At 67.8% G+C, this 15,557-nt stretch carries 13 protein-coding genes; 2 read left to right on the top strand and 11 right to left on the bottom strand.

Features of this window, described 5'->3' with window-relative positions:
* Positions 1–130: 130 nt before the first annotated feature.
* The 5 genes from tuf to A5700_RS11405 all read right to left on the bottom strand — a co-directional run bounded on the left by tuf (position 131) and on the right by A5700_RS11405 (position 5,485).
* The gene (gene tuf, locus A5700_RS11425; RefSeq protein ID WP_068073454.1) at positions 131–1,321 is read right to left on the bottom strand and encodes an elongation factor Tu; all 1,191 of its coding nucleotides are present in this window, start codon (positions 1,319–1,321) and stop codon (positions 131–133) included.
* Between the two features lie 219 nt (positions 1,322–1,540).
* A complete protein-coding gene (fusA, locus tag A5700_RS11420) occupies positions 1,541–3,646 on the bottom strand; it encodes an elongation factor G (protein ID WP_068073456.1) in 2,106 nt (701 codons plus the stop codon).
* Positions 3,647–3,715: 69 nt separating this feature from the next.
* Positions 3,716–4,186, bottom strand: coding sequence for a 30S ribosomal protein S7 (gene rpsG, locus A5700_RS11415; RefSeq protein WP_066869309.1), 471 nt, complete (start codon positions 4,184–4,186; stop codon positions 3,716–3,718).
* Entirely contained in the window at positions 4,186–4,560 is a 375-nt protein-coding gene (rpsL, locus tag A5700_RS11410) for a 30S ribosomal protein S12 (RefSeq protein ID WP_007767794.1), read from the bottom strand. Before rpsL ends, rpsG begins: the two co-directional genes overlap by 1 nt.
* A 280-nt stretch (positions 4,561–4,840) precedes the next feature.
* Positions 4,841–5,485, bottom strand: a complete 645-nt coding sequence (locus A5700_RS11405) for a TetR/AcrR family transcriptional regulator (RefSeq protein ID WP_068073458.1) — start codon at positions 5,483–5,485, stop codon at positions 4,841–4,843.
* Positions 5,486–5,603: 118 nt separating this feature from the next.
* Between A5700_RS11405 and A5700_RS11400 the strand changes: the two genes are divergently transcribed.
* A complete protein-coding gene (locus A5700_RS11400) occupies positions 5,604–5,975 on the top strand; it encodes a DUF3060 domain-containing protein (RefSeq protein WP_068073460.1) in 372 nt (123 codons plus the stop codon).
* A 41-nt stretch (positions 5,976–6,016) separates the two neighbouring features.
* Positions 6,017–6,490: a DUF3060 domain-containing protein gene (locus A5700_RS11395; RefSeq protein ID WP_068204753.1), complete on the top strand. Its 474-nt coding sequence runs from the start codon at positions 6,017–6,019 to the stop codon at positions 6,488–6,490.
* Positions 6,491–6,498: 8 nt separating this feature from the next.
* On the opposite strand, the gene A5700_RS11390 is transcribed toward A5700_RS11395, so the two are convergent.
* The 6 genes from A5700_RS11390 to A5700_RS11365 all read right to left on the bottom strand — a co-directional run bounded on the left by A5700_RS11390 (position 6,499) and on the right by A5700_RS11365 (position 15,541).
* A complete protein-coding gene (locus tag A5700_RS11390; protein ID WP_068073463.1) occupies positions 6,499–7,266 on the bottom strand; it encodes a crotonase/enoyl-CoA hydratase family protein in 768 nt (255 codons plus the stop codon).
* Positions 7,263–7,985, bottom strand: coding sequence for a PaaX family transcriptional regulator C-terminal domain-containing protein (locus tag A5700_RS11385; RefSeq protein ID WP_068073464.1), 723 nt, complete (start codon positions 7,983–7,985; stop codon positions 7,263–7,265). Before A5700_RS11385 ends, A5700_RS11390 begins: the two co-directional genes overlap by 4 nt.
* A 3-nt stretch (positions 7,986–7,988) precedes the next feature.
* Positions 7,989–8,927, bottom strand: a complete 939-nt coding sequence (locus A5700_RS11380; RefSeq protein ID WP_068073466.1) for a crotonase/enoyl-CoA hydratase family protein — start codon at positions 8,925–8,927, stop codon at positions 7,989–7,991.
* Positions 8,928–8,935: 8 nt separating this feature from the next.
* Positions 8,936–10,564, bottom strand: a complete 1,629-nt coding sequence (locus tag A5700_RS11375) for an acyl-CoA dehydrogenase family protein (protein ID WP_068073468.1) — start codon at positions 10,562–10,564, stop codon at positions 8,936–8,938.
* A 53-nt stretch (positions 10,565–10,617) separates the two neighbouring features.
* Complete coding sequence (locus A5700_RS11370; RefSeq protein ID WP_068073470.1) at positions 10,618–11,376, bottom strand: deoxyribonuclease IV; 759 nt, start codon at positions 11,374–11,376, stop codon at positions 10,618–10,620.
* Positions 11,377–11,590: 214 nt separating this feature from the next.
* Positions 11,591–15,541 carry a DNA-directed RNA polymerase subunit beta' gene (locus tag A5700_RS11365; RefSeq protein WP_068073472.1) on the bottom strand — a complete coding sequence of 1,317 codons (3,951 nt, stop codon included), beginning with the start codon at positions 15,539–15,541 and terminating at the stop codon, positions 11,591–11,593.
* Between the last annotated feature and the right edge of the window lie 16 nt (positions 15,542–15,557).

Raw genomic sequence — 15,557 nt, 5'->3', positions numbered from 1 at the left:
CCATCGGTCCGCTATTGACTCGAGTGTAACGGAGCAGGTGGGCTCACCGCGCGCTTTACCGCCCTACCGCGACCGCGCACACGACAAAGCCCGGACCGCGAGGCGGCCCGGGCTTCGTCGATTGCCGGAACTACTTGATGATCTTGGTGACCCGGCCGGCGCCGACGGTGCGGCCGCCCTCGCGGATCGCGAACCGCAGGCCGTCGTCCATGGCGACGGGCTGGATCAGCTTCACCGAGATGTTGGTGTTGTCACCGGGCATCACCATTTCGGTGCCCTCCGGCAGCGTCACCACACCGGTCACGTCCGTGGTCCGGAAGTAGAACTGCGGGCGGTAGTTGTTGAAGAACGGCGTGTGCCGGCCACCCTCGTCCTTGGACAGGATGTAGACCTGGCCCTCGAACTCGGTGTGCGGCGTGGTGGTGCCGGGCTTCGTGACGACCTGGCCCCGCTCGACGTCCTCACGCTTGATACCGCGCAGCAGCAGCCCGACGTTGTCGCCGGCCTGGCCCTGGTCGAGCAGCTTGCGGAACATCTCGACGCCGGTGACGGTGGTCTTGGTGCTGGTCGGCTTGATGCCGACGATCTCGACCTCCTCGTTGACGTTGATGATGCCGCGCTCGACGCGGCCGGTCACCACGGTGCCACGACCGGTGATGGTGAAGACGTCCTCGACGGGCATCAGGAACGGCTTGTCGGTCTCGCGGACCGGGTCCGGAATGGACTCGTCGACGGCGTCCATCAGCTGCTCGACGGACTCGACCCACTTGGCGTCACCCTCGAGCGCCTTGAGCGCCGAGACGCGGACCACGGGGGCCTCCTCGTCGAACTCCTGGGCGGCCAGCAGCTCGCGGACCTCCAGCTCGACGAGCTCGAGGAGCTCCTCGTCGTCGACCATGTCGGCCTTGTTCAGCGCGACCAGGATGTAGGGCACGCCGACCTGACGGGCCAGCAGCACGTGCTCGCGGGTCTGCGGCATCGGGCCGTCGGTCGCCGCGACCACCAGGATGGCGCCGTCCATCTGCGCGGCACCGGTGATCATGTTCTTGATGTAGTCGGCGTGACCGGGGGCGTCCACGTGGGCGTAGTGCCGCTTCTCGGTCTGGTACTCGACGTGCGAGATGTTGATGGTGATACCGCGCTGACGCTCTTCGGGCGCGTTGTCGATCTGGTCGAAGGCCCGCGACTCGTTCAGGTTGGGGTACTTGTCATGCAGGACCTTGGTGATAGCCGCGGTCAGCGTCGTCTTGCCGTGGTCAACGTGACCGATGGTCCCGATGTTGACGTGCGGCTTCGTCCGCTCGAACTTCGCCTTCGCCACTTCTGTGTCCTCCTGGACTTGTTGGTGCTTGTTAAAGCAGTGTTGATGTTTTCCGTTGTGCCGCGGTCGTGACCGGGCAAGGTTACTCCGAAGCGATGACTATTGACCCGTCGCCTTCGCGATGCACGATTGCTCGGCTCCGTGCCAGTGAGTTGGCACTCACTGACCCGTCGCCTTCGCGATGCACGATAGCTCGGCTCCGTGCCAGTGAGTTGGCACTCACTGGCCCGTCGCCTTCGCGATGATCTCCTTCGACACGTTCGCCGGAACCTCGGAGTACGAGTCGAACACCATGGAGTAGTTCGCCCGGCCTTGAGTCTTGGACCGCAGGTCGCCGACGTAGCCGAACATCTCCGACAGCGGCACGTGCGCTTTCACCACGCGCGCACCACTCCGCTCCTCCATGGCCTGGATCTGGCCACGGCGGGAGTTCAGGTCGCCGATCACGTCGCCCATGTAATCCTCGGGCGTGGTGACCTCGACGGCCATGATCGGTTCCAGGATCACCGGCTGCGCCTGCTGTGCGGCCTTCTTCAGCACCTGGGAACCGGCGATCTTGAACGCCATTTCCGACGAGTCGACCTCGTGGAAGGCGCCGTCGAGCAGGGTGACCTTCAGGTTCACCAGCGGGTAGCCCGCCAGCACGCCGTACTGCATGGCGTCCTGGGCGCCGGCGTCCACGGACGGGATGTACTCCCGCGGGATGCGGCCACCGGTGACCTTGTTCTCGAACTCGTAGGTCGCACCGTCCTCGCCGGTGAACGGCTCGAGGTTGATGATGACCTTCGCGAACTGGCCGGAACCACCCGTCTGCTTCTTGTGGGTGAACTCGACGTTCTCCGCCTTGCGACGGATGGTCTCCTTGTAGGCCACCTGCGGCTTACCGACGTTGGCCTCGACCTTGAACTCGCGGCGCATGCGGTCCACCAGGATGTCCAGGTGCAACTCGCCCATGCCGCCGATCACGGTCTGGCCCGTCTCCTGATCCAGGTGCACCTTGAAGGTCGGGTCCTCCTCGGCGAGCTTCTGGATCGACAGCGACAGCTTCTCCTGGTCGCTCTTGGTCTTGGGCTCGATGGCCACCTCGATGACCGGGTCCGGGAAGGTCATCGACTCGAGCACGATCTGCTGGTTCGGGTCGCTCAGGGTGTCACCGGTGGTGGTGTCCTTCAGCCCGATCACCGCGTAGATGTGCCCGGCCGACGCCGTCTCCACCGGGTTCTCCTTATTGGAGTGCATCTGGAACAGCTTGCCCAGCCGCTCCTTCTTGCCCTTGGTGGAGTTGATCACCTGGCTGCCGGAGTCGACCTTGCCCGAGTAGACCCGGACGTAGGTCAGCTTGCCGAAGAACGGGTGCGTGGCGACCTTGAACGCCAGCGCCGAGAACGGCTCGTCGGTCGACGGCTTGCGCGTGATCAGCTCGTCTTCCTTACCCGGAACGTGGCCCTCGGCGGGCGGCACGTCCAGCGGCGACGGCAGGTAGTCGATGACCGCGTCCAGCATGGGCTGCACGCCCTTGTTCTTGAACGCGCTGCCGCACAGCACCGGGTAGGCCTCCGAGCTGATGGTCAGCTTGCGGATGGCTGCCTTGATCTCGGCGACGCTGAGCTCTTCACCGCCGAGGTACTTGTCCAGCAGCGCCTCGTCGGTCTCGGCGACCGCCTCGAGCAGTTTGGTGCGGTACTCGTCGGCCCGCTCCTGCAGGTCGGCCGGGATGTCGACCACGTCGTACTTCTCGCCGAGCTTGGCCTCGGAGCTCCACACCTTGGCCTTCATCTCGACCAGGTCGACGACGCCCGCGAAGTCGCCCTCGGAGCCGACGGGGAGCTGAATCGGGATGACGTTGGCGCCGAGCCGGTCCTCCATGGTTTTCACGGAGAAGTAGAAGTCGGCGCCGATCTTGTCCATCTTGTTGACGAAGCAGATCCGCGGGACGTCGTACTTGTCGGCCTGCCGCCACACCTGCTCGGATTGGGGCTCGACGCCCTCCTTGCCGTCGAACACCGCGACGGCGCCGTCGAGCACGCGCAGGCTGCGCTCCACCTCGACGGTGAAGTCGACGTGGCCGGGGGTGTCGATGATGTTGATCTGGTTGTCGTTCCAGAAGCAGGTGGTGGCGGCGGAGGTGATGGTGATCCCCCGCTCCTGCTCCTGCTCCATCCAGTCCATGGTGGCTGCGCCATCGTGGACCTCACCGATCTTGTAGCTGATACCGGTGTAGTAGAGGATGCGCTCCGTCGTCGTCGTCTTGCCGGCGTCGATGTGCGCCATGATGCCGATGTTGCGGACCTTCGTCAGGTCGGTCAGCACGTCCTTCTGTGCCACAGAAGTCTTCCCACTCTTTCGGTTGCTTGGTTGCTGTCTTACTGGCCTCCGGCGTGACCGCCGGGGCGGTCACCAGCGATAGTGCGCGAAGGCGCGGTTTGCCTCGGCCATCTTGTGGGTGTCCTCGCGTCGCTTGACCGCGGCACCCAGGCCGTTGCTGGCGTCCAGGATCTCGTTCGCCAGCCGCTCGACCATGGTCTTCTCGCGACGCTGCTTGGAGAAGCTGACCAGCCAACGCAGGGCCAGCGTCACCGAGCGGTCCGGACGCACCTCGACCGGAACCTGGTACGTCGCACCGCCCACGCGGCGGCTCCGCACCTCGAGGGAGGGCTTAACGTTGTCCATGGCGCGCTTGAGGGTGATCACCGGATCCGTGCCGGTCTTGTCCCGAGCTTGTTCGAGCGCACCATAAACAATGCGCTCAGCCAGCGATTTCTTCCCGTCCAGCAGAACTTTGTTGACCAGCTGGGTGACCAGCTGCGATCCGTAGACGGGGTCGTTGACCAGCGGACGCTTCGGCGCGGGGCCCTTGCGCGGCATCAGCTCTTCTCCTTCTTGGCGCCGTAACGGCTGCGAGCCTGCTTGCGGTTCTTCACGCCCTGGGTGTCGAGCGAACCGCGGATGATCTTGTAGCGCACACCAGGCAGGTCCTTCACCCGGCCACCACGCACCAGCACCATCGAGTGCTCCTGCAGGTTGTGGCCCTCACCCGGGATGTACGCGGTGACCTCGACCTGGCTGGTCAGCTTCACGCGCGCGACCTTGCGAAGCGCCGAGTTCGGCTTCTTCGGGGTGGTGGTGTACACGCGGGTGCACACGCCACGACGCTGCGGGCTGCCCTTGAGGGCCGCGGTCTTGACCTTCGCGACCTTGTCGCGGCGACCCTTGCGGACCAGCTGCTGAATGGTTGGCATCTACCGGCTTTCTTCCTCTATGTGCAAAGTCTTCTGGTCTTGCTGGCGTTATTCACGTCTCGGTACTGCGGTTTTGTCCGGCCGCGCTACCCCGCGTCCGGGTGTGTCGCACGCGCCGGGCACCGGACGAAAGTCCGAAGCATCGTGGACATGCGAATTCGCCCGGCATTCACTTCCTTACGGTTAGGCGCCGTAAGCCGCCAGGCACGAGCCCCCACAATACCCGCCGCCGGTCACGCAGGTCAAAGCGGCGTCGACGCCGGACCCGGCCCGGGCGGGGTCAGCCCGCGGCGCCGTTGTGCGCGGTGCGCCGTTCCACCCCGGCCGCCAACCGCAGCACCATGTCGGAGAACAACGCGTCGGTGTCGATGTCGTCCATGACGCCGGTCATCTCGAGCAGCACGAACCCGTGCAGGGCCGACCAGAACTCCAGGGCCGCGTAGAACGCCGCGTCGCCGTCGAGGCCGTAGGAGGACAGCACCGCGATGACCGGCGCGGCGGCGCCGCGGGTCGCCGCGGTGTATTCGGGGTCGTCGCCGCCCAGCGGCATCCGGGTGAAGGCGGAGTAACGGCCGGGGTGGTGGTGGGCGTAGCTGCGGTAGGCGCCGGCCATCACCAGCACGGCGTCGTCGCGGGCGCGGCCCTCGCCGACCCGGTTCAGCATGGTGATGATGTCGTCGATGACGCGGATCCGCACCGCCCGGCGCAGGTCTTCCAGGCTGTCGACGTGGTTGTACAGCGACGGCCCCTTGGTGCCCAGCTGCGTCGCGAGCGCGTTGATGGTGAGCGCGTCCCAGCCCTCGCGATCCAGAAAGGTCAGGGCGCCGTCGATGATGCCGTCCCTGCTCAACTTGGCGGGACGGGAGCCGGCGCGGCCCGAGCGCTGGCGCCCGGCGGCCGCCGGCTGTCCCGGCTGAGCTGCCATGGCGATCGCCCTTCGCGTCGAGGATGGTTGGGTTAACTAATGACTCTAGTTGACGGCGGCCACGCAATTACTAAGGTCTTCAGTCAAGGCTTGTTCGCGCGTCCTGAAGGGGGCCACCGTGCAGTGGACAACCGTCGCCGGATCGCTCGCCGCGTGCATTCTCGGATGCGCCGCCGTCGCCGCGCCACCGGCCGCGCACGCGAAGAACGGCGACACCCACATCATCGGGCAGGACCTGCAGCAGACGGTGGACTGCAACGACGCCACATTGCTGGTCAACGGTTCCGGCAATTCGGTGACCGCGCTGGGCAACTGCTACGCGGTGACGGTGATGGGATCGTCGAACACCATTGTCGCCGACTCCGTTTCGCACGACATCACCGTCTACGGCTATGACCAGACCGTCTTCTACCACAGCGGCCAGCCGTTCATCTGGGACCGCGGTCGCGAACTGGGCATGGTGAACCGGCTCCAGCAGGTGCCCGGCTGAGCGACGCCCCACCCCACCGGAATCGAAGAGATCGAGGATCAATGCACGCTGCCATCAGTGACCGCTCGTTTCGTGTCGCCCTGCTCGCGGTGACCGCCGGCCTCGCGCTGGCCGGTTGCAGTTCGACGGCGAATCCGCCGGGCGGCTCGTCGACGACCGCGACGACCTCCTCGACGACCAGCGCGGGCGCCGCGCCCACGACCGGCACCAGCGCGCCGACCACCACCGCGTCACTGGAGATCGGCAACACCTTGAACTACGGGTCGATGGGCACCACCGCCACCCTGGACTGCGCCGACGGCAAATCGCTGAACGTCGGCGGATCGGACAACACACTGACCGTCACCGGCAGCTGCAAGACGGTCAGCGTCACCGGCACCAACAACAAGGTCACCTTCGACAAGGTGACCACCCGCATCACGGTGCTGGGCGCGAACAACACCATCACCTACAAGGACGGCGACCCCAAGGTCGACAAGGTCGGGTCGAGCAACACCATCAGCAAGGGCAGCTGACGGCGGACTCAGCCGGCGGGCGCGCCGTGCCGTCCGGCCCCCGCGGCGAACCGCCCGGCGCCCTCGTTCGCCTCGGCCGCCACCCGCGAGATGCTGGCGAACTCGAAGTCGAGCGCCTCGGATTCCGTTGCGCCCCATTGGTGCAACGCCGAAAGGCGATCCGAGCGCAGGCATTGCTGCGGTAGGGCGGCCAGCTGCGCCGCCAGCTCCTCGGCGGACTGGCGGGCCTGACCCGTGGCCACCACCCGATTCGCGAGGCCGATGGCAAGCGCCTCCTGGGCGGGTACCGCGCGGCCGGTGAGGATCATGTCCATCGCCCGGCTCTGCCCGATCAGGCGCGGCAGCCGCACGGTGCCGCCGTCGATGAGCGGCACCCCCCAGCGCCGGCAGAACACCCCGAACACGGCGTCCTCCTCGACCACCCTTAAGTCACACCAGATCGCCAGCTCCAGGCCACCGGCCACGGCGTAACCGCTGACGGCGGCGATCACGGGCTTGGACAGCACCATCCGCGTCGGCCCCATCGGGCCCGGTCCGGTGCGGTGCACCGCGTTGGCGTCGGGCGTGCCGAACGCCTTCAAATCGGCTCCGGCACAGAACGTCCCGTTGTCGCCCCACAGGACGGCGGCCGACGCGGTGTCGTCGCGCTCGAAGTCCTCGAACGCCGCGTAAAGCGCGGCGGCCGTCGGGCCGTTGACCGCGTTGCGCGCGTGCGGGCGGTCGAGGATGACCGTGGTCACCGCACCGTTGCGCTCGACGCGTACCGGGTCGCTCATGTCGCCTCCACGAGTGGGGTGGGGTCACGTCGCCGCACCAGTTCGTCGGCGAAGTCATGGTAAGCGGCCCGCAGCCGGGCCCCCGGCCAATCCCCGGGCAGCAGTTCGGCCGGCAGCATCGGGTCGGTGAGCAGATGGCGCACCATCGCCGCGGCCACGACGAACCGGCCGGGCACGTCGGTCGCGGCGCGCATCTCGGCCAGCAGCCGGTGCCCGGTGTCGGCCCAGGCGGGCAGGTCCCAGAGCTGGCCGGCCAACTCGGCGGGCGCGTCGTCGCGGGCGGTGAGCAACCGCGCCCGCGAGGTCACCTCGGTGCCCAGCTCGACGTCGAGGTTGTCGGGCCGCATCCACACCCCCTCGCGTAGCTCGCCGAAGCGGTTGTCGTGCATGGTGTTTCGCAGCGATGCGCGGGTGCGGGCGTCGGTCCCCACGCTGGTGACGACCAACACCAGCCAGTTATCCCGCCACGGCCGGGTCCGCGGGCGCATCGCGTCGTCCTGGCGGCGTTGACGGGCCAGCAGGCGGTCGGAGAGGCGATACCCGTCGGCGGAGCGGACCAGGTCGCCACCGCTGACCATACGGGTCAAGGCGACCCGCAGCGTGGCCTCCTTGATGCCGAATTCCGTTGTCATGGCGATCAATTCGCTGGCGCTGGCCCACGCGGGGTGGGTGCCCAGCAGCATGCTGAGCACCACCGAGCGGGCCGTCATCTCCGGCATGGACTACACCCCGGAGGCGCGCCGGCCGTGGTCGCCGAACGGCTCGTCGCGGTGCCGTACCGCCTCCCGGAAGCCGTGCTCGACGGCGTCGGCGACGAAGGCGTGGCCCTCGGGGGTGTGCCGGGCGACACCGTCGAAGACGGTGCTGACCATCCTGCTGGTGGCCACACCCTGTTGCAGCAGCGCGGAATTGAGCGCGAGCTTGACCATGATCAGCTGGTTCACCGGCACCGCGGCGATGCGTTCGACCAATCGCTCGGTGCGCTCGTCGAGGTCGGCCGGGTCGGGTGCCTCGACGGCCAGCCCCCACTCGGCGGCCTGCGCGCCGGTGATGCAGTCGCCGGTGAGCAGCAACCGTTTGGCGCGCTGATCGCCGAGCCGGTGCGCCCACAGGCCCGCCGCCGGGACGCCCCACACCCGCGTCGGCGGGTAGCCGATCTTGGCGTCGGCGGCGGCGATCACCTGGTCGGCGTGCAGCGCGATGTCGGTGCCGCCGGCCACGCAGTACCCGTGGATCTTGACCACCGTGGGCTTGTCGGCGTGCAGCAGGCTGGAAAAGCCCCGCACGAAACGGCTCATCATCTGGTAGTCGATCATGGGGTCCCACGGCTGGTCGGGCCGGTGGTTGACGCCCTGGGTCTTGCCGTCGAGGACGGTGCCGCGGTAGGCGCCGGTGCCGCCCGCCGAGCCGCTGCGGTCGGCGTAGGCGCTCAGGTCGAAACCGGCGCAGAACCCCTCGCCGCGGCCCGACACCAGGATGACGTGCACGTCGGGGTCCAGATCGGCGCGCTCCACCAGGGCCGAGAGCTCCAATGGGGTGTCGGCGACGATCGCGTTGCCCTTCTCCGGCCGGTTGAAGGTGATCCGGGCAACCCGATCGGTGACCTCGTAGGTCATCGTCTTCAGGTTGTCGAAGTCGACCGGCCTGATCGCGTGAGTCACCCTGCGGCTCAGCCCTTTACCAGCGCACGGTCGATGATCGGCGCCAGGTCCAGGCCGTCGGGCATGGTGCCGAACGCGCCGCCCCACTGCCCGTCGATGCGGGTGGTCAGGAACGCCTCGGCGACGGCGGGGTGCCCGTGGCGCACCAACAACGAGCCCTGCAGGGCCAGGCAGATGTCCTCGGCGACCTGGCGGGCGCGGTAGGCGATGTTGTCCAGATCCGACAGTTGCTTTTTCAGGCCCTCGACGTGGACGGCCAGCCGGGGGTCCTGGTTGGCGCTCTCCGCCAGCTCGGTGAACAGCACCTCGACGCACTCGGGCCGAGTGGCCATGGCGCGCAACGTATCCAGCGCGCTGACGTTGCCCGAACCCTCCCAGATGCCCATCAGCGGCGCCTCCCGGTACAGCCGCGGCATGCCGGAATCCTCGACATATCCGTTACCGCCGAAACATTCCAGCGCCTCGGCGGCGTGCGGCGTGGAGCGCTTGCACACCCAGTACTTGCTGGCGGCCAGCCCGATCCGGCGCAGCAGCGCCTCGGTGGTGTCGCCACGCACCGCCTTGTCGGTGGCGCCGGCCATCCGCATGGCGACGATGGTGGCGGCCTCGGCCTCGACGGCCAGGTCGGCCAGCACGTTGCGCATCAGCGGCTGGTCGATCAGGTACGCGCCGAACGCCTTTCGATGCTGGGCGTGATGGACCGCGCGGGTCAGGCCGGTGCGCATGCTGGTCGCGCTGCCCAGCGTGCAGTCCAGCCGGGTGAGGTTGACCATCTCGATGATGGTCGGCACCCCGCGGCCCTCCTCGCCCACCAGCCACGCGGTGGCGCCGTCGTACTCGACCTCGCTGGAGGCGTTGGCGTGGTTGCCGAGCTTGTCCTTGAGGCGCTGCAGGAACATCCGGTTGCGGGTGCCGTCGGGCAGGACCCGCGGCAGCATGAAGCAGGACAATCCGCCGGGCGCCTGCGCCAGCACCAGGAAGATGTCGCACATCGGCGCGGAGGTGAACCACTTGTGGCCGGTCAGGCTGTAGGTGCCGTCCGCGTTGGGGGTGGCCTGCGTGGTGCCGGCGCGCACGTCCGAACCGCCCTGCTTCTCGGTCATCGACATGCCCGCGGTGATGCCCGGCTTGGTCACGGCCAGCTTGAGTTCCGGGTCGTAGTCCCGGCTGGTCAGCAGCGGCTCGTACACCTTGGCCAGCTCGGGGTTGAACCGCAGCGCCGGGACGACGGCGTAGGTCATGGAGATCGGGCAGACGTGGCCGGGCTCGACGGTCCAGGCCGACGTCTTGGCGGCCCGGACCACGTGCGCGCCCGGCCGGTCGTCGGCCCACGGGGCGGCGTGCATGCCGTGGGCGATGGCCGCGCGCATCAGCTGGTGATAGGCCGGGTCGAATTCGACCTCGTCGACGCGGTGCCCGTACCGGTCGTGGGTGTGCAGGACGGGCCGGTTGCGGTCGGCCAGCTCACCCCAGCGCTGGGCCTCGGGGCTGGCCGAGAGCGCTCCTACCGCGTTGACTTCGTCCAGCCCCCATTCGCCGCCCTCGCGGATCAGGGCCTCGATGAGCACCGGGGACGTCGCGGGGTTGTGGTTGTCCAGCGGCGGGACCTGATTGGTGACGACATGGGTGTCTGGCATGGCACCAATATTACAGTTTCACGACAACCGCACAAGAGGTGTAATGCCGGCGGTCAGTCGCGGGTGCGCTCCCGCAGCAGCGCGATGTCGTCCTTGCGGCCCTCGTCGGCCGTCTCGCAGATGACGGGTGCGCCGGCCGCCTTCACCGCCGCGACGAGCAGCTCGGTGTCGATCTGGCCGCTGCCCAGGTTGGCGTGCCGGTCCCGGCCCGAGCCGGCCGTGTCCTTGCTGTCGTTGCAGTGCACCAGGTCGATGCGGCCCGTGATCGCCTTGATCCGGTCCACGGCGTCCACCAACGCCTCGCCCGCCGCCCAGGCGTGGCACGTGTCCAGGCAGAAACCAATTCCCTTGTCACCGATGACGTCCCACAGCCGCGCGATGGTGTCGAAGTGCCTGGCCATGGCGTGATCGCCGCCGGCGGTGTTCTCCAGGTACACCGGGACGGTGGTTTCCAGCCGGTCGAGCGCCTTGCCCCAGCGCTCGAAACCCTCGTCGAGCTCGTCGTCGGCGGTGACGTGGCCGCCGTGCACGATGACCGCGGCCGCGCCGATCGCGGCCGCCGCGTCGCAGGTCTCCTGCAGGATCTTGCGCGACGGGATCCGCACCCGGTTGTTCGCCGAGGCCACGTTGATCAAGTAGGGCGCGTGCACGTAGATCGGCAGCGCGGCGGCCTTCAGCCGCTCGGCGTCCTCGCGGGGCTTGGGCGCCTTCCAGCTCTGCGGGTTGCCCAGGAAGATCTGCACGACGTCGGCGTTCTCGGCCTCCGCCGCGGCCAGCGGGTCGGTGGGGCTGACGTGGGAACCGATGAGCACGCGGCCAGTCTAGTGAGCGGTACCGACGGCGGCCGAGCGCCCGGCTGGACTGGGTTTGCGCCCGCGCCGAACGTGAAGCTAGGCGCACGTTCGGCGTCGAACGTGAAGCTGGGCGCACGCTCGGCGCATTAGGAGCCCACCGCACGAAAAAGCCCCGGGCCGAAGCCCGGGGCTTTTCTCGTGCGCCGATCGGTAGCGGGGACCACCGAATGGTCTACCGGTAGTCGGAATACCCGTAATCGTCCAGCGGCACCGCGGCGCCGGTGGCCTGGCCGAAGTCCGGGCTGTAGTACTGATCCTCGTACGACGGGATCGTGTACGCCGCGGCCCGGGCCTCCTCGGTCGGCTGCACCGCGATGTTGCGGTACCGGTTGATGCCGGTACCGGCCGGGATCAGCTTTCCGATGATCACGTTCTCCTTCAGACCCTGCAGCTTGTCGCTGCGGCAGTTGATCGCCGCATCGGTCAGCACGCGCGTGGTCTCCTGGAACGACGCCGCGCTCAGCCACGAGTCCGTGGCCAGCGACGCCTTCGTGATACCCATCAGCACCGGGCGACCGGCGGCGGGCTCGCCGCCCTCGGCCACCACGCGGCGGTTCTCCGCCTCGAACTCCGCACGGTCGATCAGCGAGCCGGGCAGGAACTCCGTCGCACCCGAGTCGATGATGGTGACGCGGCGCAGCATCTGGCGGACGATCACCTCGATGTGCTTGTCGTGGATCGACACACCCTGCGCCCGGTAGACCTCCTGGGTCTCCCGGACCAGGTGGATCTGCACCTGACGCGGGCCCTGCACGCGCAACACCTCGTGCGGGTCGGCCGAGCCTTCCATGAGCTGCTGGCCCACCTCGACGTGGTCGCCGTCGGACAGCACCCGCTCGGAGCCGTCGTCGTGCTTGAACACGCGCAGCCGCTGACGCTTGGAGAGCTTGTCGTACACGACCTCCTCGCTCCCGTCGTCGGGAACGATTGTGATCTTGTAGAAGCGCTCACCCTCCTCGAGCTGCACCCGCCCGGTGACGTCGGCGATCGGCGCCTTGCCGCGCGGGATGCGGGCCTCGAACAGCTCCTGAACCCGGGGCAGACCGCCGGTGATGTCCTCACCGACACCACCCTGGTGGAAGGTGCGCATGGTCAGCTGCGTGCCGGGCTCACCGATGGACTGCGCCGCGACGATGCCGACGGCCTCGCCGATGTCGACCAGCTTTCCGGTGGCCATCGACCGGCCGTAGCAGGTCGCGCAGACGCCGGTGCCCGTGGTGCACGTCAGCACCGAGCGCACCTTGACCTGCGTGATGCCGGCCGCCAACAGCGCGTCGATCTGCGGGTCCCCGAGGTCCTCGCCGCGCGCGACGACGACGTTGCCCGCCTCGTCCACCGCGTCGGAACCCAGAGTCCGTGCGTACGCCGAGGTTTCGATGTACGGGTCACGGATCAGGGTGCCGTCCGGCTGACGCTCGGCCAGCTCGACGGTGATGCCCCGCTCGGTCTCGCAGTCGTGCTCGCGCACGATCACGTCCTGGCTCACGTCCACCAGACGACGGGTCAGGTAACCCGAGTCGGCGGTACGCAACGCGGTGTCCGCCAAGCCCTTTCGAGCGCCGTGGGTGTTGATGAAGTACTCCAACACGGTCAGGCCCTCACGGAACGAGGACTTGATCGGGCGCGGGATGAACTCACCCTTCGGGTTGGTCACCAGGCCCTTCATGCCGGCCAGCGTTCGGGTCTGCGTGAAGTTACCCGTGGCACCCGAGTCGACGATCGTGATGATCGGGTTGTCGCTGGGGTAGTGCTCGCGCAGCGCCTGGCCGACCTCGTCGGTGGCTTCCTTCCAGATCTCCACCAACGCCTCGTTGCGCTCGTCGTGGTTCAAAGCGCCACGCTGGAACTGCTTTTCGACCTTCTCCGCGCGCTCCTCGTAGGCGTCGAGGATCTCCTTCTTACGCGGCGGCACCAGCACGTCGGCCATCGACACGGTGACACCACTGCGGGTGGCCCAGTAGAAACCGGCGTCCTTGAGCTTGTCGACGGTCTGCGCGACGACGATCATCGGGTAGCGCTCGGCCAGATCGTTGATGATCGAGGCCTGCACCTTCTTGTGCATCTGCTTGTTGACGAACGGGTAGCCCACGGGCAGTAGCTCGTTGAACAGCACCCGGCCCAACGTCGTCTCGGCCATCCACGCGTCACCCGGCTGCCAACCGTTAGCGCCGAACAACTCCGCCTCGATGTCGGCGGGCGGACGCAGCTGCGTCAGCCGGACCTTGATCTTGGCCCGCACCGAGAGCACGCCACGGTCCGAGGCCATGATGGCCTCCGCCGGCGAGGAGTACACGCCGACCTCCGGCTCGTCCCCGGCAGCCGCCCGGAACTCGCCCTTGTCGCCCTCGACCTCGGTGGTGAGGAAGTACAGGCCGGTGACCATGTCCAGACGCGGCATGGCCAGCGGGCGTCCCGACGCGGGCGACAGGATGTTGTTGGACGACAGCATCAGGATGCGTGCCTCGGCCTGCGCCTCGGCGGACAGCGGCAGGTGCACCGCCATCTGGTCACCGTCGAAGTCGGCGTTGAAGGCCTCACACACCAGCGGGTGCAGCTGAATTGCCTTGCCCTCCACCAGCATCGGCTCGAAGGCCTGGATGCCCAGCCGGTGCAGGGTGGGCGCGCGGTTCAACAACACCGGGTGCTCGGCGATGACCTCTTCGAGGACGTCCCACACCTGGGGCCGCTGCCGCTCCACCATGCGCTTGGCGCTCTTGATGTTCTGCGCGTGGTTGAGGTCCACCAGCCGCTTCATCACGAACGGCTTGAACAGCTCGAGGGCCATCAGCTTGGGCAGGCCGCACTGGTGCAGCTTGAGCTGCGGGCCGACCACGATGACCGAACGGCCCGAGTAGTCCACACGCTTACCGAGCAGGTTCTGGCGGAACCGGCCCTGCTTGCCCTTGAGCAGGTCGCTCAGCGACTTCAGCGGGCGGTTGCCCGGCCCGGTGACCGGGCGGCCGCGGCGGCCGTTGTCGAACAGCGCGTCGACGGACTCCTGCAGCATCCGCTTCTCGTTGTTGACGATGATCTCGGGCGCGCCGAGGTCGATCAGCCTCTTGAGGCGGTTGTTGCGGTTGATCACGCGGCGGTACAGGTCGTTGAGGTCCGACGTCGCGAAGCGGCCACCGTCGAGCTGCACCATCGGCCGCAGTTCCGGCGGGATCACCGGGACGGCGTCGAGCACCATGCCCATCGGCGAGTTGCCCGACTGCTGGAACGCCGCGACCACCTTGAGGCGCTTGAGGGCGCGAAGCTTCTTCTGCCCCTTGCCATTACGGATCACGTCCCGCAGGATCTCGGCCTCGGCCTCGATGTCGAAGTTCTCGATCAGCTTCTGGATCGACTCCGCACCCATGGCGCCGGTGAAGTACTCGCCGTAGCGGTCCACGAGTTCCCGGTAGAGGTTCTCGTCGACGATGAGCTGCTTGGGGGCCAGCTTGGTGAAGGTGCTCCAGATCTCCTCGAGCCGGTCCAGCTCACGCTGGGCGCGGTCGCGCAGCTGGCGCATCTCCCGCTCGCCGCCGTCGCGGACCTTGCGGCGCGCGTCGGCCTTGGCGCCCTCGGCCTCCAGCTCGGCCAGGTCGGCCTCCAGCTTCTGCGCGCGGGCCTCCAGGTCGGCGTCGCGCTGGTCCTCGATGGCCTTGCGCTCCACCATCATCTCGGCCTCGAGCGTGGACAGCTCGTTGTGCCGCATCTCGTCGTCGACCGCGGTGATCACGTAGGCGGCGAAGTAGATGATCTTCTCGAGATCCTTCGGCGCCAGGTCGAGCAGGTAGCCGAGGCGTGACGGCACACCCTTGAAGTACCAGATGTGCGTGACCGGCGCGGCCAGCTCGATGTGGCCCATCCGCTCGCGGCGCACCTTGGCGCGCGTCACCTCGACGCCGCAGCGCTCACAGATGATGCCCTTGAAGCGCACGCGCTTGTACTTGCCGCAGTAGCACTCCCAGTCGCGAGTCGGTCCGAAGATCTTCTCGCAGAACAGGCCGTCCTTCTCGGGCTTGAGCGTGCGGTAGTTGATGGTCTCCGGCTTCTTGACCTCGCCGTAGGACCACTGGCGGATGTCCTCCGCGGTGGCCAGGCCGATGCGGAGTTCATCGAAGAAGTTGACGTCTAGCACGTAACTCCCTTTCCCC

Origin of the sequence: Mycobacterium sp. E1214 (assembly GCF_001666755.1) — a bacterium.
In the GTDB taxonomy this organism is placed as follows: Bacteria; Actinomycetota; Actinomycetes; order Mycobacteriales; family Mycobacteriaceae; genus Mycobacterium.
The sequence above is the reverse complement of the archived record's forward strand: the minus strand, read 5'-3'. Positions and strand labels throughout refer to the sequence as shown.